Below are 19,292 nucleotides of genomic sequence, written 5' to 3' on the forward strand. Positions count from 1 at the left end.
CCCCATGACCCAACGACTTGCAGGCAAGACCGCCTTTCTGACCGCCGCCGGCCAGGGCATCGGCCGCGCCACCGCCGTGGCCTTCGCTGCCGAGGGCGCCCGTGTGATCGCCACCGACATCAACCCCGAGGCCCTGACCTCGCTGCAGCAGCAGACCGGCTGCATCACCCGCGTGCTGGACGTGACCCGAAGCGAGGCCGTGCAGGCCGCCGCGGCCGAGCTGGGCCCGGTGGACGTGCTGTTCAACGGGGCAGGCTTTGTGCACGCCGGCACCCTGCTGGACTGCACCGATGAAGAGTGGGACTTTGCGTTTGACCTCAACGTGCGCTCGCAATGGCGCACCATCCGCGCCTTCCTGCCCGGCATGCTGGCGCAGGGGCGGGGTTCCATCATCAATGTGTCGTCGGTGGCCGGCAGCATCAAGGGCGCGCCGCGCCGCTTTGTCTATGGCACCACCAAGGCCGCCGTGGTGGGGCTGACCAAGTCGGTGGCGGCCGATTTCGTGGGCCAGGGCATCCGCTGCAATGCGATCTGCCCCGGCACCGTGATGTCGCCTTCACTGCAGGAGCGCATTCAGGCCCAGGCGCAGGCCAGCGGCCAGTCGCTGGCCCAGGTCGAGGCCGGCTTTGTGGAACGCCAGCCCCTGGGCCGGTTGGGCCGGGCCGAAGAGATCGCGGCCCTGGCGGTCTACCTGGCCAGTGACGAATCGTCCTTCACCACCGGCACCGCCCAGGTCATCGATGGCGGCTGGTCGAACTGAGCTTTCTTTCACCCTTCACGCGGAACCCTGTTCATGAAATTGCTTCGCCACGGCCCCAAAGGCCAAGAGAAACCCGGCCTGCTGCACAGCGACGGCACCGTGCGTGACCTCAGCGCGGTGCTGGCCGACATCGGCCCGGCCACCTTGTCGCCCACCGGCATGGCCGCACTCGCCAGCCTCGATCCCAACACCCTGCCCGTGGTGCCCCAAGGCCGCCTGGCCGTGCCCTGGACCGGCATGCGCAAGTTCATCGCCATCGGCCTCAACTACGCCGACCACGCGGCCGAAGCCAACATGCCCATCCCGCAAGAGCCCATTGTCTTCACCAAGACCGTGGACAGCGCGGTGGGCTGCCACCACCCCGTGGTGCTGCCCCAGGGCTCGGTCAAGACCGACTGGGAGGTGGAACTGGGCGTGGTGATCGGCAGCCGCGCCCGCTACGTCAGCGAAGCGGATGCACTGAAGCATGTGGCCGGCTACTGCACCATCAACGACATCTCCGAGCGCGAATACCAACTGGAGCGCGGCGGCACCTGGGACAAGGGCAAGGGCTGTGACACCTTCGGCCCCATCGGCCCCTGGCTGGTCAGTGCCGACGAGGTGGGCGATCCGCAAGACCTGGCCCTGTGGCTGGATGTGAACGGCCAGCGCCAGCAGACCGGCCACACCCGCACCATGATCTTCACCGTGGCCCAGTTGGTCAGCTACCTGAGCCGCTTCATGACCCTGGAGCCCGGCGACCTGATCACCACCGGCACCCCACCCGGCGTGGGCATGGGCAAAAAGCCGGCCCCGCAGTTCCTGCGTCCGGGGGATGTGATGACGCTGGGCATCGAGAAACTCGGCACGCAGCAGCAGACGGTGTTTGCCTGGGATCCGGCGCTGATCGACGGTTGAAGGGCGGGGGCGCCTGCCCCTTGTCCGTTCATGGTCAAATAGAGACCGATGGGCGAATTTATGGCGTCCAGACGATCAGATTTGCAGTTTCCAGACCATGCCCTACGAAATCATCCGCGAACCCCAAGGTATCCACAAACGTTTCTGGGGCATCGTCACGGCTGAAGAATTTCTGTCGTCCGTGGGCCAGTTCCACAGCGACCCGCGCTTCGAGAACATCCGCTACACCATCAACGATTTTTCGGAGACCGAGGCCTTCACCATGGGCGAGGGCGGCATTGTGGACACGGCTGCCATCAACATCGGGGCCACTTTCGTGAATCCCAAATACCGCATCCTGGCCGTCACCGTGGACCCGGTGATCATCGCCATGGCCCGAAAGTACGACCAGATCACCCAAATGCCGCCGATCCTGCTGTTTGCGACCCTGGCCGAAGCGAGGGAGTGGGTTCGGGCGTCGGCCTGAAACGGGGCCCCGGCCGGCTGGCCGGAGCACTTTGAGTGCCCTGCTGGGCGTACTGCCTGTCAAAGACCGGAGGCTTGTCGATGGTGTCGCCGATTGCTTCGCTCAGTGTCCGTTGGCGTTTTCTGGTTCTGTTGCTGTGCACCTGTGGTGCTTTCCTGTTCGCGTCGGCTTATCGGGCCATGGAGCGCCGATCTGCCGACATCGCGGCGGCCATGGCGCAGCAGGGTGTGCTGTCCTCGGCCATGGCCGACCGGCAAAGGTTGGGGTTTGACAACACCCGGCGTCTGCTGGCCCTGCTGACCCAGGCGGTGGACCTGGCCGGTCTGATCAACGATCCCCAGTGTGATCGCCGGCTGGCAGGCCTGGTGTCCCAAGACCCGCAGTTGGCCAATGTGTTCATGGCAATGCCGAATGGCGATACCCGCTGCCACCTGGTGCGAGGGGCCAAGGCGCTCAACATCGCCGATCGTTCCTTCATGCCGCGGGCCCTGGCGCAAGACGATCCCGTGGTCGGGGCCGCTCAAATCGGAGGCTTCACCGGCAAGCATGTGCTGCCCGTGGCTCAGCGCATCCGGGATGCCGAGGGCCGGGTGCAGGGCGTGATCGTGGTGGCCATGGACCTGAGCTGGGTGACCCACGAGGCGTCTGGTGCTCGGGCGCCCGGCCAGTCGATTTCGGGCCTGGTCGATGCCCACGGCTGGGTCATCACGCGCCGGCTCGGCCCGGTCCCGCAGGCCGACACCGAGGTGTTCGACCCAGCGGCTTTCGAGCAGGTGCGCCAGCAAGGCCTGGGTGTGGCGGTTAGCCTGGTGTTCCAGGATGGGGTCAGGCGCCTGGTCACCCTGTACCGGTTTGCCGACACTCTGGCCGGCCCGATCTATTTCTATGTGGCCGAGAGCGAGTCGGCGATCACCGCGGCGGCCGACCGGCAGATGACGACCGATATCGCCCTGATGGCCCTGTGGGTGGCCTGCGCGTTTGCCCTGGTCTGGTGGGGTGGCGAGCATTGGCTGATGCGACCCTTGCGCCGCATCGTGGCCGCGGCACGGGAGCTGGGTGCCGGCAACCATCTGGCGCGCACGGGGTTGGCGCCCCGCTCGGACGAGATGGGCACGCTTGCTTCGGCCTTTGATCACATGGCGGAGGCCCTGGCCTCGAACAACGACGTGGTGCGCCTGAACCGGGCCTTGCAGTTGCTCAGCAAGTCCAATCAGGCGGTGGTGCACGGTCAGCAAGAGGACGCCTTGCTCGACGAGGTCTGCCGCATTGCCGTGCAGGTGGGTGGATACCGGCTCGCCTGGGTCGGCTTTGCTGAACACGATGCGCACCAGTCCGTCAGCCAGATTGCCCAGTTCGGTGTGAACGACGGCTACCTGAAGGCCGCCCAGATCAGTTGGGGGGACAACGCGCTGGGGCAGGGGCCCACGGGCATGGCGATCCGCCTGGGACAGGCGCAGATCAACCGCGATTTCAGCACTGAAAAGAAGATGGCACCCTGGCGTGTGGCCGCTCTGGCCCACGGCTTTCGCTCCAGCGCTGCGTTTCCGCTGATGGTCGACGGGCGCACTCTGGGGGCGCTGACCATCTACTCGGCCGCCCCCGACGCCTTCAACGAGAAGGAAGTGGTCTTGCTGGGGGAGCTGGCGGATGACCTGGCCTTTGGCATCCATTCGCGTCGAGTGCAGCAGGCCCATGTGCAGACCCTGCGCCATCTGGAGCACGTGTTGGAGGCCACTGTGCAGGCAGTCGCTACCACGGTGGAGTTTCGCGATCCCTACACCGCCGGTCACCAACGCCGTGTGGCCGCGCTGGCCGTGGCCATGGCGCGCCGCATGGGTCTGTCGGAGCACGAGGTGCAGGGTATCCACCTGGCCGGTATCGTGCACGACATCGGCAAGATCCAGGTGCCGGAGGCGATTCTGACCAAACCCGGGCGCCTCACCGAGGAGGAGTACCAGGTGTTGCGGCGCCATCCGCAGGCCGGTCACGACATCCTCAAGGACATCGTGTTTCCCTGGCCGATTGCCGACATGGTGTTGCAGCACCATGAAAGGCTGGATGGCAGCGGCTACCCGCAGGGCCTGCATCAGGACCAGATCATCCTCGGCGCCCGCATCCTGGCCGTGGCCGACGTGGTCGAGGCCATGTGCCTGGACCGTCCCTACCGGGTGGGCCTGGGGCTGGAGGCGGCCCTGGCCGAAATACAACGCGGGCGCGGCCGGATCTATGACCCCCAGGCCGCTGATATCTGCGTTGAACTGCTGAGCCATGGCGGGTTTTCCTTCGAGGCCGCCTGAGCCGATCAGGTGCTGGTGGCCTGTTGCGGCGCAGGCCGGCGCACCCGGTTTCGGTGTAGAGTCAATTTCACACACGGACGTCTGATTCATGACCTTGCATCTGCCGACCTTGCTCATGGCGCTCACCCTGGCCAGTGGCGTGCTTGCCGGTGCCGTGCTGGCCGTGGCCTGGGGCAGCCGCCTGCACAGGGGCCTGTCGCTTTGGGGCCTGGGCCTGGTCGTGAATGCCCTGTCCTACCCGGCGTTCGGTCTGCGAGACGCGGGCTGGCCAGGCCTGTCCATCGTGTTGACCAATGCCTTGACAGCGCTCAGCCTGGTCATCCACACCCTGGCGCTGATGGCCTTCCAGCGGGGCCGTTGCGACACCTTGCCGCGCTGGGTGGTGTGGTTGCCGGCGGGGCTGAACATGGTCGCGGCCGTGGCTTTGCTGCATGACGATCGTTGGCGCAACGTGTGGGTGGCGGGCCTGCAGGCCGCGTTGGCGCTCGTGTTGCTGTCGCAGGCCTGGGCGCCCGGCCTGCATGGGCGCCGCCTCACGGGCCGCTGGGTGGTGATCGTTGGGGCTTCGCTGCTCTTCGTCACGCTGGTGGCGCGCACGGGCTCGATGCTCGACGCCTCGGATTGGGACATCCAGTTCAACGTACCGACCCAGGTGCAGGTGGTCACCTACTTTGCCGTTCTGGCGGTGTTGCTGCTCAACAGCATGGGCTTTGTCCTGATGCAGATGGAGCATGCCGTCAGCCAGCAGCATGAGCTGGCCAGCCACGATCGCCTGACCGGTCTTTACAACCGCCTTGCCCTGATGGAGCTCATGGACCACCACCTGGCCCTGGCCCGGCGGCGTCACAGTCCTCTGGCCCTGCTGATGCTCGACATCGATCATTTCAAGGTCGTCAACGATCAGCATGGCCACCTGGTGGGTGACGAGGTGCTGCGCCAGGTGGCGCAGCGGGCCCAGACCCGCTTGCGCAGTGCCGACATGCTGGCGCGTTTTGGCGGTGAAGAGTTTCTGGCCCTGTTGCCCGCCACCACGATCGAGGGCGCCCGTGCGGTGGCCGAGGACATCCGTCGCGCCGTGGGCGATCTGCCCATGGTGGTCAATGGGGTGAGCATCCCGGTGACGATCAGTATCGGCGTGCATGCCAGCATACCCACCGAAGGCCCGACCGCGGCCGAATCGATGATCGATCGCAGCGACCAGGCTCTCTACCAGGCCAAGCACCAGGGTCGCAATCGGGTGGTGGCGCTGGCCTGAGGGCCGCAAGCCAGCGCCTGGTTTGGCTGCTGCGCGGGTCTGGCAATGGCCTGACCCCGCGATCACGCTACAAGGGCGCACCCAGCAGGGCGTCCCTGATGAGTTCCCAGGCGTGTCGATCGGTGGCCAGGATCAGACCGCCGCTGGTGTGTGTTGGCAGGTAAGGGCTGCCATCGAACCGGGCGCTGTACCCGCCCGCCTCGTGGTGCAACAGCCAGCCCGCCGCATGGTCCCAAGGCATGAGCCTGTTGTAGACCAGCAGGTGGCAATGGCCGTCCGCAATCATTCGATACTCGTGAGCAGCGCACCGCAACCAGAAATTGAGTGCCAGACGAGACAGGTTCCGTGCCACGGTCGTTCGCAGGGGTTCGGGCAGGAAATTGGTCCCGACCACGCCTTGCATCTCGGCCAGGGGCACGGTCTCGGCGACCTTGAGCGAGGTCGGCGGCCGCCCCGGCCCTTGCTTCCAGGCCCCTTCTCCGCGCACCGCGAATGAGGTGTCCTGGCAGACCGGGTCATGGATGACCCCCATCACCACCTCACCCCGCACCGTCGCAGCCACCATGACCCCAAACAGCGGCAGGCCCGACGCAAAATTCTTCGTTCCGTCAATCGGGTCGATGATGAACGCCAGGTCGGCAGTCGCCATTTGGGTCAGCAAACCCGGATCCCGCCCCGTGGCCTCTTCTCCGACGATCAATGCCGAGGGGTAGGCCTTGCGCAGGCGCGCCGTGATCTCACGTTCGGCCGCCTCATCAGCGTCCGTCACGATGTCGAAGGCCGACGTTTTTTCGCGAACCCGGTTCGACTGCGTGCCAGAGAACCTTGGCATGATCTCGGTGCGCGCCACGTCGGCCAGGATCTCGCCGATGTGCTCGGCTTGGGCGCGGCTGATTGATTTCATGGCCGCAGTCTACCTGCCGCCTGCACTTGCTGACGCCAGCGGCGGCCCCCCTGGCGCCAAGGTGCGACTGGCACATGGCGAAGTCCTGTCGGCGCACCTGCGCCCCTTCCCGGGCCTTGAAATCGATTTTCGAGTGGCCTCATGATCTGCGGGCTTCTGCAGTTAAGATCGCCGCTTCGGGTGCGTGACCTCTTCAGGGGGCACGTTAAACGGGAAGCCGGTGACGCCGCACAACAACCCTGTGTGGCCATTCCGGCGCAGCCCCCGCTGCTGTAAGCCAGACGACTCCGCCAACACACCACTGTGCATGACACGGGAAGGTGCGGAGAAGGATGAAGGCGAGCCAGAATACCGGCCCGAAAAAGCGCCAGCACCATTCCCCGGGGTGACGGGAAGATTGCAGCCAACATGCCCCGGCTCGCCTGCGGGCGTCTGGCCGCCTTTTTCATCCTCCGCGTGGTGCCTTGACAGGAACCATTCGACGGGAGGATTCGAATGCACATCATGGAAGGCTTTTTGCCGCCAGCGCACGCGCTGGGCTGGTCAGCCGCCTCTTTACCCTTTGTGATCTGGGGCCTGCGCTCCATGCAGCGCAGCGTGCAGGCGCAGCCCGAGCAGCGCATGCTGCTGGGCGTGAGCGCGGCCTTTGCCTTTTTGTTGTCGGCACTCAAGCTGCCTTCGGTCACCGGCAGTTGCTCGCACCCCACTGGGGTGGGCCTGGGCGCCATGCTGTTCGGGCCGGCAGCGATGGTGCCGATTGCGCTGGTGGTGCTGCTGTTCCAGGCCTTGCTGCTGGCCCACGGCGGCCTCACCACGCTGGGGGCCAATCTGTTCTCGATGGGCATCGTGGGGCCGCTGGTGTCTTACGGCGTGTTCCGGCTGGCCCGCGCCTGCGGCCTGGGGCGTTCGGGTGCGGTGTTCGGCGCCGCCTGCCTGGGGGACCTGGCCACTTACCTGTGCACCTCGGTGCAACTGGCCTGGGCCTTTCCCGACGCGGTCGGCGGCATGGCCGCCTCGCTGCTCAAGTTCGGCGGCATCTTCGCGCTCACGCAGATCCCGTTGGCCATCAGCGAAGGCTTGCTCACTGTGCTGGTGGTCAATGCCATGGCCCGCTTCAATGCGGCAGAGCTGCAGGGCCTGCCCTTGTTTACCCGGCGCGGGGTGGAAGCATGAGCCGTCGCAACCTGATGCTGCTGGCCGGTGTGGTGCTGCTCACCGCCTTGCCGCTGTGCTGGGTGGCCCAGCCCACCGATGCGGCGGCGCTGGCCGAGCACTTTGGCGGGGCCGACGCCCAAGCCCAGCAGGCCATTGCGCAACTGGCGCCGCATTACCAGCCCTGGTTCAGCCCGGTGCTTGAGCCGGCCAGCAACGAGATCGCCTCGCTGCTGTTTGCGCTGCAGGCCGCATTGGGCGCCGGGGTGATCGGGTTCTGGTTGGGGCTGTCCGTGGCGCGTGAGCGTGCTGGACGGCAGATCCAGCCCCCGGCCCATGATCGCCCGGCTGACCCTGCACTCCCCAAGCCCTGATCCGCCATGTTGATTGAACATTGGGCCTACGCCAACCGCTGGCGGGGCGTGTCGCCGGCCGCCAAGGGCTTGTGGGCGCTGGCCGGTCTGGCTGCCGCCCAGGGCGCGGCCACGCCCGGGCGGGCCCTGGGCTGCACGGCGGCCCTGGTCACTGCGTGCCTGCTTGGGGCTGGCGTGTCCTGGCGTGCCTATCTGCGCGCGGCCTGGGCACCGCTGGGCTTTCTGGGCCTGTCGGCCGCATCGATGGCGGTGTCGCTGGGCTGGAATGGCCCTGGGCTGCCGGCCTTGCAGCTGGCGCCCGACGCCCTGGCCTTGTCGGCCCGCACCAGTGCGCGGGCGCTGGCCTCGCTGGCGGCCTTGCTGGGCCTGGCGCTGACCACGCCGCTGCCCGATCTGATGGCCCTGCTGCGCCGCCTGCGGGTGCCGGCCTTGCTGCTGGAGCTGATGGTGCTGTGTCACCGCCTGCTGTTTGTGGCCCTGGCGCTGTTCCATGAGGCCAGCCGTGCCCAGCGTGCCCGCCTCGGTTACGCGAGTCGGGCCCAGGCCGTGCGCTCGATCGCCTTGTTGCTGGGCCACCAGGCCGTGCAACTGTGGCAGCGCGCCCGGGTGCTGCAGGCCAGCGCCGAGGCGCGCTGCGGCGGGGCTGGGCTGCGCTTTCTGCCACCGGCCTACCCTCGTGCGCGGCGCGATGTCGGGCTGGCGGCGTTCGCCTCGCTGGGCCTGTTGGTGGCGACCTGGGGTCTGCCATGAGGACGGCATGGCCAGTCTTTGAACTGCAGGGCGTGGGCTTCCGTTACCCCGACGGCCCCCAGGGCCTGCACGACTGCAGCCTGCGCCTGGCCCGTGGGCGCCGCCATGCGCTGCTGGGCGCCAATGGCGCCGGCAAGACCACCTTGCTGCAGCAACTCAATGGGCTGCTGCGGCCCAGTGCGGGCCAGATCGTGTTCGATGGCCAGCCGCTGGACGCCAGCCGGGCCGGCCTGCGCGCGTTGCGCCAGCGGGTGGGGCTGGTGTTCCAGAACCCCGAGCACCAGCTGTTCTCGGCCCAGGTGTTTGAAGACGTGTCGTATGGCCCGCTCAACCTGGGGCTGGACGAGGCCACGGTGCGCGAGCGCGTGCGCGCAGCCCTGGCCGATGTGGGCCTGAGTGAGCAGGCCCTGGCCCCAGTGCACCAGCTGAGCTTTGGGCAGAAGAAGCGTGTGTGCTTGGCCGGCGTGCTGGCCATGCAGCCCGAGGTGCTGCTGCTCGACGAGCCCATGGCCGGCCTGGACGCCCCGATGCAGCTGGCGCTGACCACCTTGCTCGACGGCCTGGTGGCGCGCGGCGTGACCGTGCTGCTGTCCACCCACGACATCGACTTTGCCTACGCCTGGGCCGACCACCTGCACCTGATGCAGGCCGGCCGCTGCACCGCTTCGCTGCCCGCCACCGAGCTGCCGGGGCAGGCGGCAGGCTGGCGCCGCCTGGGCCAGCCCTTGCCCCGCGTGCTCGAGTTGCACCAGGCCCTGCAAGGCCGGGGCCTGCTGCCCGAGACCGACCCACCCCGCAGCCACGAAGCGCTGCTCGGCCTGCTGCGGCAGCTTGCCCCACCTGAAGTCGAAACGCCATGACGTCAACCTCCATGCCCGCATCGCGACCCTTGGGCAAGGTCTGGTTTGTGGGGGCCGGCCCGGGCGACCCCGAGCTGATCACCCTCAAGGGCCAGCGTCTGCTGGCCCAGGCCGGGGCCGTGCTGTTTGCCGGCTCGCTGGTCGACCAGGCCGTCACCCTGTACGCCCCGGCGGGTTGCCTGGTGCGCGACTCCAAGGACATGACCCTGGAGCAGATGAGCGACTGGCTGTCCGAGCAGGCGGCTCGCCACGCCACCGTGGTGCGCCTGCAGACCGGCGACCCCAGCTTGTACGGTGCCTTGATCGAGATGACCCGGCCGCTCACCGCGCTGGGCATCGATTGGGCTGTGGTGCCCGGCGTGTCGTCGGCCATGGCCTCGATGGCGGCCGCCGGCGAGGCCATGACCTTGCCCGAGGTCACGCAGACCGTGATCCTGACCCGCGTCGAGGGCCGCACCCCCATGCCCGAGGGCGAAGACCTGGCTGCGCTGGCCGCGCACCGCAGCACGCTGTGCATCTTTCTGTCGATCACCCTGATGCACAAGATCGAAGCTGGCCTGCGGGCCGCCGGCTGGCCCGAGGACGCCCCCATGCTGGTGGTGCACAAGGCCAGCTGGCCGGGCCAGGAGCGCATCGTGCGCGGCACCCTGGCCGACATCAAGCAGCGCTGCCGCGAGGCCGGCATCGTCAGCCAGGCCATGGTGGTGGCCAGCCCCACGCTGGGCGCCGCCGACTGGGAGACGCTGGCCCGCTCCAAGCTTTACGACCCCACCTTCACCCACCGCTTTCGAAAGGCCACGGCATGAACAAGCTCACTACCATCACCTCAGAGGACACCGTGCTGTTGGTCGGCCACGGCTCGCGAGAGGCCGCCGGCAACACCGAGATCCTCGACTTCGTGGCCCAGTGGCGCGCGCGCCGACCGCAGTGGCGCATCGAGGTGTGCTTCATCGAGTTTGCCTCGCCCTCGCTGCACGACGGCCTGCTGCGCGCCGCGCAAGGCGGGCGCCGGGTGCTGGTGCTGCCGCTGATCCTGAACGCCGCCGGCCATGTGAAGATGGAGATCCCCGAGGCCATCGAGCACACCCGTGCCCACTGCCCCGGCAGCCAGATTTTGCTGGCGCCCCACCTCACGGCCTGCGACCCCATCCTGGCCATCCTCAAGCGGCGCCTGCGACAGGCCATGCTGGGCCTGGACATGCCCGACCCGCGCAGCACCGGCGTGATCGTGCTGGGGCGGGGCTCGTCCGACCGGGGCGCCAATGGCGACATGGCCAAGATGGCGCGCTGGCTGCTGGAGGAGGGCGACCACGAACTGGTCGACCTGGCCTTCACCGGCATCACCTGGCCGCGACTGGAGCGCGTGGTGCAACGCCAGGTGCTGCTGGGCATGGGGCAGATCGTGGTGTTGCCCTACTACCTGTACACCGGCACGCTGATGGAGCGCATCCACCGACAGGTGCAGCACCTGCGTGGCCAGTACCCGCAGCTGCGCCTGGCCTGCAGCACGCACTTCGGCTTCGAGCCCGAGATTTTCGAGCTGCTGGAGCAGCGCGCCCTCGATCTGCTGGCCGGCACCCCTGACAGCCGCCTGCCCTGCGACGGCTGCAGTTTCCGCGAGATCGCGCACGACCTGGGCCATGGGCATTCGCATGAGCACACCCATGCACCGGCGCCCGTTCATGTTCACGCCCCCGCGCCCGAAGCTACAGCACCTGCCGAAAACGCCGCAGAGGCCGCACAGGCCGCACAGGCCCAGCCCGCATGAGCACCGTCAACACCGTCACCGAGCAGCTCACCCGCGCCGGCCAGGCCATCGAGCACGACAGCTTTGCCATCATCGACGCCGAGGTGGGTCCACACGCGTACGACCCGGGCCAGTGGCCCATCGTGCGCCGCATGATCCACGCGAATGCCGATTTTGAGTTCAACGGCCTGACCGACTTCCACCCCGGCGCGGTGGAGGCCGGCCTGCAGGCCATGCTGCGCGGCGGCACGCCCGTGGTGGCCGATGTCGAGATGATCTGCTCGGGCCTCTCGCAGCCGCGCCTGGCCCACTTTGGCATGCGCCCCCACCAGTTCATCAGCGATGCGGACGTGATCGAGGCGGCCCGCGCCCAGGACACCACCCGCGCCGTGCAGGCCATGCGCAAGGCGCATCGCCAGGGCCTGCTGCAGGGCGCCATCGTGGGCATCGGCAACGCGCCCACCGCGCTGATCGAGCTGGTGCGCCTGATCCGCGAGGAGGGCGTTCGCCCGGCCCTGGTGGTGGGCATGCCGGTGGGCTTTGTGGCGGCGGCCGAATCGAAAGACCTGATGGCTGAGCTGATCGAGGTGCCCTGGATCGTGATCCGGGGCCGCAAGGGCGGCTCGACCCTGGTGGTGGCGGCCCTGCACGCCCTGCTGGCGCTGGCCGAGGCGCGTCAGAAAGCCGCCGGGGCCGCGTGATGGCAGCAAAGATGGACAGCAAAATGGAGGGCAAGGGCACCCCGCCCCGCGGCACCCGCACCGGCTTCACCACCGGCGCCTGCGCTGCGGCCGCGGCCCGCGCCGCCGTGCAAGGCCTGTTGAGCGGCCAGGTGCCCGACGCGGTGGAAAGCCTGCTGCCCAATGGCGACCGGGTGCGCTTTGCGGTGCACGACGGCCGCTGCGACCCGGTCAGCGCTCACGCCATGGTGGTCAAGTTTGCTGGCGATGACCCCGACTGCACCGATGGCGCCCACCTCACGGTGGACCTGCGCGTGCTGCCCGGCCAGGCCGGTACGCTGAACTGGCGCGCCGGCGAGGGCGTGGGCACGGTCACCTTGCCGGGCCTGGGCCTGGAGGTGGGCGGCCCGGCCATCAACCCGGTGCCGCGCCAGAACATCGCCGACAACCTGCGCGAGGTGGCCCCGGCGCTGCTGGCCGAGCATGGGCTGGAGGTCTGCATCAGCGTGCCCGGCGGCCAGGAGATGGCCAAGAAGACCACCAATGCCCGCCTGGGCATCCTGGGCGGCATCAGCATCCTGGGCACCACCGGCATCGTGCGGCCGTACTCCACCGCCGCCTGGCGTGCCAGCGTGGTGCAGGGCGTGCAGGTGGCGGCCACGCTGGGCCACCGCGTGGTGGCGCTGACCACGGGCGGCCGTACCGAATCGTTTGCCATGGCCACCCTGCGCGCCGAGCAGCCCGGCCTGCCCGCCGCCAGCTTTGTGCAGATGGGCGACTTTCTGCGCTATGCGCTTGACGAGGCGGTGGCCCAGGGCCTGCCGCTGGTGGTGTTGGGCGTGATGGTGGGCAAGCTCACCAAGATCGCCCAGGGCGAAACCATCACCCATGCCAACCGCAACGTGGTCGACACCGAGCTGGTGGCGCAGATCGGCCGCCAGATCGGCGCCAGCGAGGCCGACTGCCAAGCCATGGCCCAGGCCGAGACTGCCCGCTTCGGCGCCGAACTGATGGTGGAGCGTGGCCTGGGCCCCGCCTTCCATCAGGCCCTGGCCCAGGCGGCCATCGACACCCTGACCGACCCGCAGCGCTATGGCCGCGCCTTTCAGCTGCGCGTGCTGGTGTGCGACTTTGCCGGGCAATTGGTGGCTGATGTGCTCTCGCCCCCGGCGCTGCCCCCGTCTGAGAGACCGGCCCTTCCGGCCCGGGCCCTTCTGCTCGACACCGACAAAGACAACGACACCGACACCAACGAGGACCCCGCTCCGTGACCCCCGAGAAAGACCCCAACCCCTGCCGCGTGATCGGCGTGCTCGATGACGGCGTGGCCAGCCTCAGTGCCACTGCGCTGGCCCATCTGCGCACCGCCGACGTGGTGATCGGCGGGGCCCGCACCCTGGCCCTGCTGCGCCACGAGTTCAAGCCCCAGGCCCGGCTGCACGATCTGGGCGGCCAGCTCAAGGCCGTGCCCGGCTGGGTGCGCGCGGCCCGCGAGGCCCACCTGGCCTGCGTGGTGCTGGCCACCGGCGACCCGCTGTGCCACGGCATCGCGCCCTATCTGGCGCAGCACCTGTGCGTGCAGGCACTCGACATCCTGCCCAACCTGTCAACTCTGCAACTGGCCTGCGCCCGCATCGGTCTGGCCTGGCAGGACGCCCGCATTGTCTCGGTGCACGGCACGGACGCCGGCGAGTGGGCAGTGGGCAGCCCGCCCGGCCACGGCCTGTACGCGCTGGCCCAGGCCTTGCGCGGCGAGCGCCGCCTGCTGGTGCTGACCAGCCCGGCCAACAGCCCCGACCGCATCGCCCGCCTGTTGCTGGCCGAGGGCCTGGGCGACGACTACCAGATGGCCGTGGCCGAGAACCTGCTGCAGGCCGAAGAGCGCCTGCACCCCGAGCTCAGCCCGGCCCAGGCCGCCACCCTGCGCTTTGCCGAGCTCAATGTGGTGCTGCTGTGGCGCTTGCGGGCCGCGCCCCAGCCCCCATGCCTGGGCCTGCCCGACAGCGCCTATGAGCAGCGCCAGCCCGACAAGGGCCTGATCACCAAGCAGGAGGTGCGTGCCGTCAGCCTGGCCCGCCTGCAATTGCGACCCGCCAGCAGGGTGTGGGACATCGGGGCCGGCTCGGGCTCAGTGGGGCTGGAGGCGGCGCGCCTGTGCCGGCGCGGCCATGTGTGGGCCATCGAGAAGAACGAGGCCGACCATGCCATTGCCAGCCGCAACCACGCCCGCGCCGGCCTGAGCAACTACAGCCTGCAGCTGGGCCGCGCCCCCGAAGGCCTGGCCGACTGGCCCGACCCCGATGCGGTGTTCATCGGCGGCTCGGGCGGCGAACTGGCCGAGCTGATCACCCTGGTGCTGCAACGCCTGCGCCCGGGTGGCCACCTGGTGATGAACTTCGTGACCCTGGAGAACCTGGCCAGCGCCACCGCGGCCTTGCAGGCCGCAAGCACCCAGGCCGCCCCCGGCACCCTGAGTTGGGACGTGCTGCAACTCCAGGCCGCGCGCAGCAAACCCATTCTGCACATGCACCGCATGGCCGCCGAGAACCCGGTGTGGCTGGTCTGCGCCCGGCGTGCCCACCCTGAGGAAGCCTTCCATGACTGAGCCCACGAGTTTGCCGTCTGCCCCGTCGACCGCGGAGCCTCGGCGCGGCACCCTGTGGGGTGTCTCGCTGGGCCCCGGTGACCCGGGCCTGATCACCCGTGCCGCCTGGGCCGCCCTGCAGCGCCGCGACGTGGCCTGGGCCTACCCGGCCCGCAGCGGCAAAACCCCCAGCTACGCGCTCGACATCGCCACCCGCGCCGGCCTGACGCCCCCCGAGCAGCACAGCCTGCTGCTGTTTCCGATGACCCACGACGGCGAGAAGCTGGCCCGTGCCTGGCTCAAGGCCGCACAAACCCTGTTGCCCTGGCTGCAGGCTGGGCGCGACGTGCTGTTTCTGGTGGAGGGTGACGCCAGCACCTATGCCACCTTTGGCCACCTGGCCCGCACCCTGAAGGCGCTGGACGCCGAAGTGCCGGTGCAGGTGCTGGCCGGCGTCAACTCGTTCACCGCGGCCAGCGCCCGGGCTGGGGTGCCCTTTGCCGAGCAGGACGACACCGTGGCCATCGTGCCCGCGGCCTACGGCCTGAGCGCGGTCGACCGCCTGCTGCCCGACTTCGACACCCTGGTGCTCATGAAGATCAAGCCCCTGCTCGACGAGCTGCTCGACTGGCTGCAGCGCCGCGGCCTGCTGGAAGGCGCGCATTTCATCGAGCGCGTGGGCGCGCCCGACGAGCGCCGGGTGTCTGGCCCCGACCTGCTGGCCTTGCGCGGTACCCGGGTCAGCTACCTGTCGCTGCTGCTGATCAAAAACCCCGGCCGCGTGCGCGGCGAGCGCATCAAGGGCTGCCTCAAGAAGAGTGCCCCGCCCGCATCGGCCACCCCCTCATTGCTGGAGCACCCATGATCGAACCCACCCCAAGCGCCCAGCCCCCCGTGGTGCTGTCAGCCCCGGCCCAGGCCGCCGAAGACGTGCACGTGTGCCTGGTGGCCATCACCCGCCACGGCGCCAGCCAGGCGGCCCGTCTGGCGCAGGCCCTGCCGCAGGCCGACATCTGCACCTCGGCCAAGTTTGCCGCGCAGTTTGCCGGCCTGCCCAACCGGGTGCACGCCTACGAGGGCGCGCTGCGCGACGAGATCGGCCCCCTGTTCGAGGGCTGGGACCAGCTGGTGTTCTTTGTCTCGCTGGGCGCCGTGGTGCGCCTGATCGCGCCGCACCTGCGCAGCAAGGACGAAGACCCCGGCGTGATCGTGGTGGACGATGCCGGCCAGTACGTGATCCCGGTGCTGTCGGGCCATGTGGGCGGCGCCAACGAATGGAGCGAGCGCGTGGCCGAGGCCTTGCAGGCCCGCCCCGTGCTCACCACCGCCTCCGACGTGGGCCGCACCCTGCCGGTCGACATCCTGGGCCGGCACCTGGGCTGGCGCGTGGAGGCGCCCAAGATCAACATCACCCGCGTGTCGGCCCATGTGGTAAATGGCGAGCCCATCGCCTTCGTGCAAGAGGCCGGACGCCCCGACTGGTGGACTCGGCCCACGCCGCTGCCCGCCAACATCCATTGCTTCAGCCAGTTCGACGCGGTGGACCTGAGCCGCTTTGCTGCCGTGCTGTGGGTCACCCATGCCGAGGTGGACGAGGCACGCTGGGCCCAACTGAGCGAGCGCCTGGTGGTGTACCGGCCACCGCTGGAGGCGAGTGCATGAACCCCTCCGGACACCTCGCCAGACACCGTCCCACCGTGGCGCTGGGCCTGGGTTGCGACCGGGGCTGCAGCCTGGCCACGCTGCGCCAGGCGGTGGAGCAGGCCCTGGCCCAGGCCGGCGCCGGCTGGGCCGATGTGCAGGCCGCCGCCAGCATCACCCTCAAGGCCGACGAGGCTGGCCTGCTGGCGCTGGCGGCCGAGCAGGGCTGGGCGCTGCGCTTCCACCCACCCGAGGTGCTGGCGGCCGTGCCCGTGCCCAACCCTTCGGAGACCGTGCGCCACTACACCGGCACCCCCTCGGTCAGCGAGGCAGCCGCCTTGCTGGCCGCCGGCTGGCCCGGCCCGCCCGCGCCGGCCCTGCTGCTGGAAAAGCACAAGCACTGCGGCCCCGACGGTCGCAACGCCACCGTGTCGGTGGCGCTCATGAACCCCACCCCTGAAGGCTGAGAACCCAGACCATGAACCCTGAACCAACCCATCCCGAGCCCCTGGCGGGCAAGATCATGCTCGTGGGCATCGGCCCGGGCAGCGTCGAGCACATGACGGCCCGCGCCCGCTCGGCCATCGCCGAGGCCGACGTGGTGATCGGCTATGTCACCTACATCAAGCTGGTGGCCGACCTGCTCGAAGGCAAGGAGATCATCCGCAAGTCGATGACCGAAGAGCTGGACCGCGCCATCAGCGCCCTCGAATGCGCCCGCGCCGGCAAGAAGGTGGCCTTGATCTCGTCGGGCGATGCCGGCGTGTACGGCATGGCCGGCCCCACCTACGAGGTGCTGTTCCAGGCCGGCTGGACGCCCGACGACCCGGTGCAGCTCGAGATCGTGCCCGGGGCCTCGGCGCTCAACAGCTGCGCGGCCCGCGTGGGGGCACCGCTCACGCACGATTTCTGTGCCATCTCGCTGTCTGACCTGCTCACGCCCTGGCCCACCATCGCGCGGCGGCTCGATGCGGTGGCCATGGCCGATTTTGTGGTGGCGCTCTACAACCCCAAGAGCGGCCGGCGCACGCGCCAGATCGTCGAGGCGCAGCGCCTGTTCCTGCGGCACCGCCGTGCCGACACCCCGGTGGCCATCGTCAAGAGCGCCTACCGCCGCCGCGAGAACATCGTCTTCACCACGCTGGACCAGATGGCCGAGGCCGACATCGGCATGCTCAGCACCGTGCTGATCGGCAACAGCAACACCTTTGTGCGCCACGGCCTGATGGTCACCCCGCGCGGCTACGCCAACAAGTACGACATGGACGACGGCGGCAGCACCCGCGAGGGCGAAAAGGCTGGCCGGTCGCTCTCCACCGGCCTGCTGGGCTGGCTGGAATCGCTGCAGGCCGACCACCAGGCCGGCGCCAGCCTGGAGGCCCTGGCTGCGCTGCACCGCCTGCCGGTCGACTACATCCGCGACACCCTGCAACACCCGCCCGAGGCGCACGATGCCACGGCCCCTGCCGACGAAAGCGAAGCATGAGCAGCCTCACCGAACAGGACATGGCGGCCCACACCGCTGATGCAGCCAGCCCCGCCGTCGTCAAGCCCAAGATCGGCACCTACAAGCGCCACCTGCTGATCTGCACCGGCCCCCGCTGCAGCCCCGGTGGCGAATCGCAAGACCTGTACGACAGCCTGGGCGCCAAGTTCAAGGCCGCCGGCCTGGACGCCGGCGAACTGCGCGTGAAGCGCAGCCGCGTGAGCTGCTTTGCGGCCTGCAAGGGCGGCCCGGTGCTGTGCGTGCAGCCCGACGGCACCTGGTACTACAACGTCACCCCCGCCAACATGGACCGCATCATCGAGGAACACCTGGTGCAGGGGCGGCGGGTGGAGGATCTGGTGTTCCATCAGGCGGGGTAGGGGGGCTCAGCCCTTCTCCAGGCGGCGTTGGCCGCTGCATCCATCAGGACGTGGCACAGGTCGGCTCGGGCAGCTCTTCAACCCCGCCCAGCTTCTCAATCACCAGCTCGATGAAGGCCGACACGGCGCTCGGCAGGTGTTGCCGACTCGGGTACACCAGGTGCACACCGTGCCCGAGGCGGTGGTGGTCGGGCAGCACCGGCAGCAGCAGGCCGGCGCGCAGGTCTCGGCGCGTCAGCGTGGCCGGCAACAGCGCAATGCCCAGGCCGGCCAGCGCCGCCTTGCGCAAGGCCTGTACGGTGTTGCCACTGAAGCGGCCCTTCACCGGCACCTCTGTTTCTTGGCCATCGGGTCCGGTCAGGCTCCAGCGGGCCTCACCGCTGCTGTGGCTGAAGCCCAGGCAGTCGTGCTGTTGCAACGCCGCCAAGGTCGCCGGTGCGCCCCGGGATTGCAGGTAGGCCGGGCTGGCCACCAGGCTGTCCCGGCCCGCGTCGAGCACCTTTCGTGCATACAGGCTGGAGTCTTCCAGCACACCACCACGAATGGCCACATCGATGCGATCGGCAATGAGGTCGGCGCGCGCGTCGCTGAGCACAAAGTCAATCCTCACCTTGGGGTGGGCCTGCAGAAATTCGCTCAGCCACTCCATCTGAAAGAAGTCGAAAAAGTCGGCGGGTGTTGCGACCCGCACCAGCCCGCTGGGCTCCTGCCCATCGGTCGTCAGCGCGGCACCGGCATCGAACAAACCGTCTACCGCGCCGGCACAGCGGTCATGGAAGGCCTGACCTGCCTGTGTCAGGGCCAGGTGGCGTGTGGAGCGTTGCATCAACCGCGTACCCAGCTGTGCCTCCAGCAATTGCACGCGCCGGCTGAGTGTGCTGGGCGGAACACCCAGGCGCCGCGAAGCCTCTGCAAAGCTGCCGCAGCGCACAACCTGGATGAAGGTGGCAACGTCGTTGAGGTCCAGCATGGCAATTGGCAATAAAAATGAACGAGTTCATGCCAATTAAACCATCTAGTCAGGCAATCAAGCGGTTTTTAAGCTACCGCCATGCCTTC

At 68.8% G+C, this 19,292-nt stretch carries 22 protein-coding genes and 1 riboswitch; of the genes, 20 read left to right on the plus strand and 2 right to left on the minus strand.

Features of this window, described 5'->3' with window-relative positions; all coding sequences use genetic code 11:
* The first annotated feature begins 4 nt into the window (after nucleotides 1-4).
* The 5 genes from AC07VS_RS22380 (at nucleotide 5) to AC07VS_RS22400 (ending at nucleotide 5,675) form a co-directional block, all read left to right on the plus strand.
* On the plus strand, nucleotides 5-760 hold the full coding sequence (locus AC07VS_RS22380; protein WP_494658382.1) for an SDR family oxidoreductase: 756 nt from the start codon (nucleotides 5-7) through the stop codon (nucleotides 758-760).
* Nucleotides 761-793: 33 nt separating this feature from the next.
* Complete coding sequence (locus AC07VS_RS22385; protein ID WP_492350294.1) at nucleotides 794-1,657, plus strand: fumarylacetoacetate hydrolase family protein; 864 nt, start codon at nucleotides 794-796, stop codon at nucleotides 1,655-1,657.
* 97 nt (nucleotides 1,658-1,754) lie between these two features.
* Nucleotides 1,755-2,123, plus strand: a complete 369-nt coding sequence (locus AC07VS_RS22390) for a hypothetical protein (RefSeq protein WP_492350293.1) — start codon at nucleotides 1,755-1,757, stop codon at nucleotides 2,121-2,123.
* Between the two features lie 80 nt (nucleotides 2,124-2,203).
* On the plus strand, nucleotides 2,204-4,420 hold the full coding sequence (locus tag AC07VS_RS22395; protein WP_494752051.1) for an HD domain-containing phosphohydrolase: 2,217 nt from the start codon (nucleotides 2,204-2,206) through the stop codon (nucleotides 4,418-4,420).
* Between the two features lie 88 nt (nucleotides 4,421-4,508).
* Entirely contained in the window at nucleotides 4,509-5,675 is a 1,167-nt protein-coding gene (locus AC07VS_RS22400) for a GGDEF domain-containing protein (protein WP_494752052.1), read from the plus strand.
* 67 nt (nucleotides 5,676-5,742) lie between these two features.
* Here the strand turns inward: AC07VS_RS22400 and AC07VS_RS22405 are convergent, their stop codons facing one another.
* Nucleotides 5,743-6,579: an inositol monophosphatase family protein gene (locus AC07VS_RS22405; RefSeq protein ID WP_492350291.1), complete on the minus strand. Its 837-nt coding sequence runs from the start codon at nucleotides 6,577-6,579 to the stop codon at nucleotides 5,743-5,745.
* Here AC07VS_RS22405 and AC07VS_RS22410 point away from each other — a divergent pair.
* The 15 genes from AC07VS_RS22410 (at nucleotide 6,578) to AC07VS_RS22480 (ending at nucleotide 18,233) form a co-directional block, all read left to right on the plus strand.
* Nucleotides 6,578-6,724 carry a hypothetical protein gene (locus tag AC07VS_RS22410; RefSeq protein ID WP_494658378.1) on the plus strand — a complete coding sequence of 49 codons (147 nt, stop codon included), beginning with the start codon at nucleotides 6,578-6,580 and terminating at the stop codon, nucleotides 6,722-6,724. The two genes, AC07VS_RS22405 and AC07VS_RS22410, sit on opposite strands and share 2 nt — an antisense overlap.
* A gap of 16 nt (nucleotides 6,725-6,740) precedes the next feature.
* A riboswitch (cobalamin riboswitch) is annotated at nucleotides 6,741-6,953 on the plus strand.
* A gap of 121 nt (nucleotides 6,954-7,074) precedes the next feature.
* Nucleotides 7,075-7,752: an energy-coupling factor ABC transporter permease gene (locus AC07VS_RS22415; RefSeq protein WP_492350289.1), complete on the plus strand. Its 678-nt coding sequence runs from the start codon at nucleotides 7,075-7,077 to the stop codon at nucleotides 7,750-7,752.
* Entirely contained in the window at nucleotides 7,749-8,105 is a 357-nt protein-coding gene (locus tag AC07VS_RS22420; protein WP_494752053.1) for an energy-coupling factor ABC transporter substrate-binding protein, read from the plus strand. The genes AC07VS_RS22415 and AC07VS_RS22420 overlap by 4 nt, the downstream gene beginning before the upstream one ends.
* Before the next feature lie 6 nt (nucleotides 8,106-8,111).
* Nucleotides 8,112-8,855: an energy-coupling factor transporter transmembrane component T family protein gene (locus AC07VS_RS22425; RefSeq protein WP_494752054.1), complete on the plus strand. Its 744-nt coding sequence runs from the start codon at nucleotides 8,112-8,114 to the stop codon at nucleotides 8,853-8,855.
* Nucleotides 8,852-9,715: an energy-coupling factor ABC transporter ATP-binding protein gene (locus tag AC07VS_RS22430; RefSeq protein WP_494752055.1), complete on the plus strand. Its 864-nt coding sequence runs from the start codon at nucleotides 8,852-8,854 to the stop codon at nucleotides 9,713-9,715. Before AC07VS_RS22425 ends, AC07VS_RS22430 begins: the two co-directional genes overlap by 4 nt.
* Nucleotides 9,712-10,521 carry a precorrin-4 C(11)-methyltransferase gene (gene cobM, locus AC07VS_RS22435; protein WP_494752056.1) on the plus strand — a complete coding sequence of 270 codons (810 nt, stop codon included), beginning with the start codon at nucleotides 9,712-9,714 and terminating at the stop codon, nucleotides 10,519-10,521. The genes AC07VS_RS22430 and cobM overlap by 4 nt, the downstream gene beginning before the upstream one ends.
* A complete protein-coding gene (locus AC07VS_RS22440) occupies nucleotides 10,518-11,483 on the plus strand; it encodes a sirohydrochlorin chelatase (protein WP_494752057.1) in 966 nt (321 codons plus the stop codon). The genes cobM and AC07VS_RS22440 overlap by 4 nt, the downstream gene beginning before the upstream one ends.
* Nucleotides 11,480-12,163 carry a precorrin-8X methylmutase gene (locus tag AC07VS_RS22445; protein WP_494752058.1) on the plus strand — a complete coding sequence of 228 codons (684 nt, stop codon included), beginning with the start codon at nucleotides 11,480-11,482 and terminating at the stop codon, nucleotides 12,161-12,163. The genes AC07VS_RS22440 and AC07VS_RS22445 overlap by 4 nt, the downstream gene beginning before the upstream one ends.
* An 11-nt stretch (nucleotides 12,164-12,174) precedes the next feature.
* Nucleotides 12,175-13,413: a cobalt-precorrin-5B (C(1))-methyltransferase gene (locus tag AC07VS_RS22450; protein WP_494752059.1), complete on the plus strand. Its 1,239-nt coding sequence runs from the start codon at nucleotides 12,175-12,177 to the stop codon at nucleotides 13,411-13,413.
* Nucleotides 13,410-14,747, plus strand: coding sequence for a precorrin-6y C5,15-methyltransferase (decarboxylating) subunit CbiE (gene cbiE / locus AC07VS_RS22455; protein ID WP_494752060.1), 1,338 nt, complete (start codon nucleotides 13,410-13,412; stop codon nucleotides 14,745-14,747). The genes AC07VS_RS22450 and cbiE overlap by 4 nt, the downstream gene beginning before the upstream one ends.
* Complete coding sequence (gene cobI / locus AC07VS_RS22460; RefSeq protein ID WP_494752061.1) at nucleotides 14,740-15,591, plus strand: precorrin-2 C(20)-methyltransferase; 852 nt, start codon at nucleotides 14,740-14,742, stop codon at nucleotides 15,589-15,591. Before cbiE ends, cobI begins: the two co-directional genes overlap by 8 nt.
* Nucleotides 15,588-16,388, plus strand: coding sequence for a cobalamin biosynthesis central domain-containing protein (locus AC07VS_RS22465; RefSeq protein WP_494752062.1), 801 nt, complete (start codon nucleotides 15,588-15,590; stop codon nucleotides 16,386-16,388). Before cobI ends, AC07VS_RS22465 begins: the two co-directional genes overlap by 4 nt.
* The gene (locus tag AC07VS_RS22470) at nucleotides 16,385-16,834 is read left to right on the plus strand and encodes a cobalamin biosynthesis protein (RefSeq protein ID WP_494752063.1); all 450 of its coding nucleotides are present in this window, start codon (nucleotides 16,385-16,387) and stop codon (nucleotides 16,832-16,834) included. Before AC07VS_RS22465 ends, AC07VS_RS22470 begins: the two co-directional genes overlap by 4 nt.
* 11 nt (nucleotides 16,835-16,845) lie before the next feature.
* A complete protein-coding gene (cobJ, locus tag AC07VS_RS22475) occupies nucleotides 16,846-17,853 on the plus strand; it encodes a precorrin-3B C(17)-methyltransferase (RefSeq protein ID WP_494658368.1) in 1,008 nt (335 codons plus the stop codon).
* Nucleotides 17,850-18,233: a (2Fe-2S) ferredoxin domain-containing protein gene (locus AC07VS_RS22480; protein ID WP_494752064.1), complete on the plus strand. Its 384-nt coding sequence runs from the start codon at nucleotides 17,850-17,852 to the stop codon at nucleotides 18,231-18,233. Before cobJ ends, AC07VS_RS22480 begins: the two co-directional genes overlap by 4 nt.
* Nucleotides 18,234-18,276: 43 nt before the next feature.
* On the opposite strand, the gene AC07VS_RS22485 is transcribed toward AC07VS_RS22480, so the two are convergent.
* Complete coding sequence (locus AC07VS_RS22485) at nucleotides 18,277-19,203, minus strand: LysR family transcriptional regulator (RefSeq protein WP_494752065.1); 927 nt, start codon at nucleotides 19,201-19,203, stop codon at nucleotides 18,277-18,279.
* Nucleotides 19,204-19,292 lie beyond the last annotated feature (89 nt).

The organism is Curvibacter sp. GW821-FHT01G03 (genome assembly GCF_059422285.1).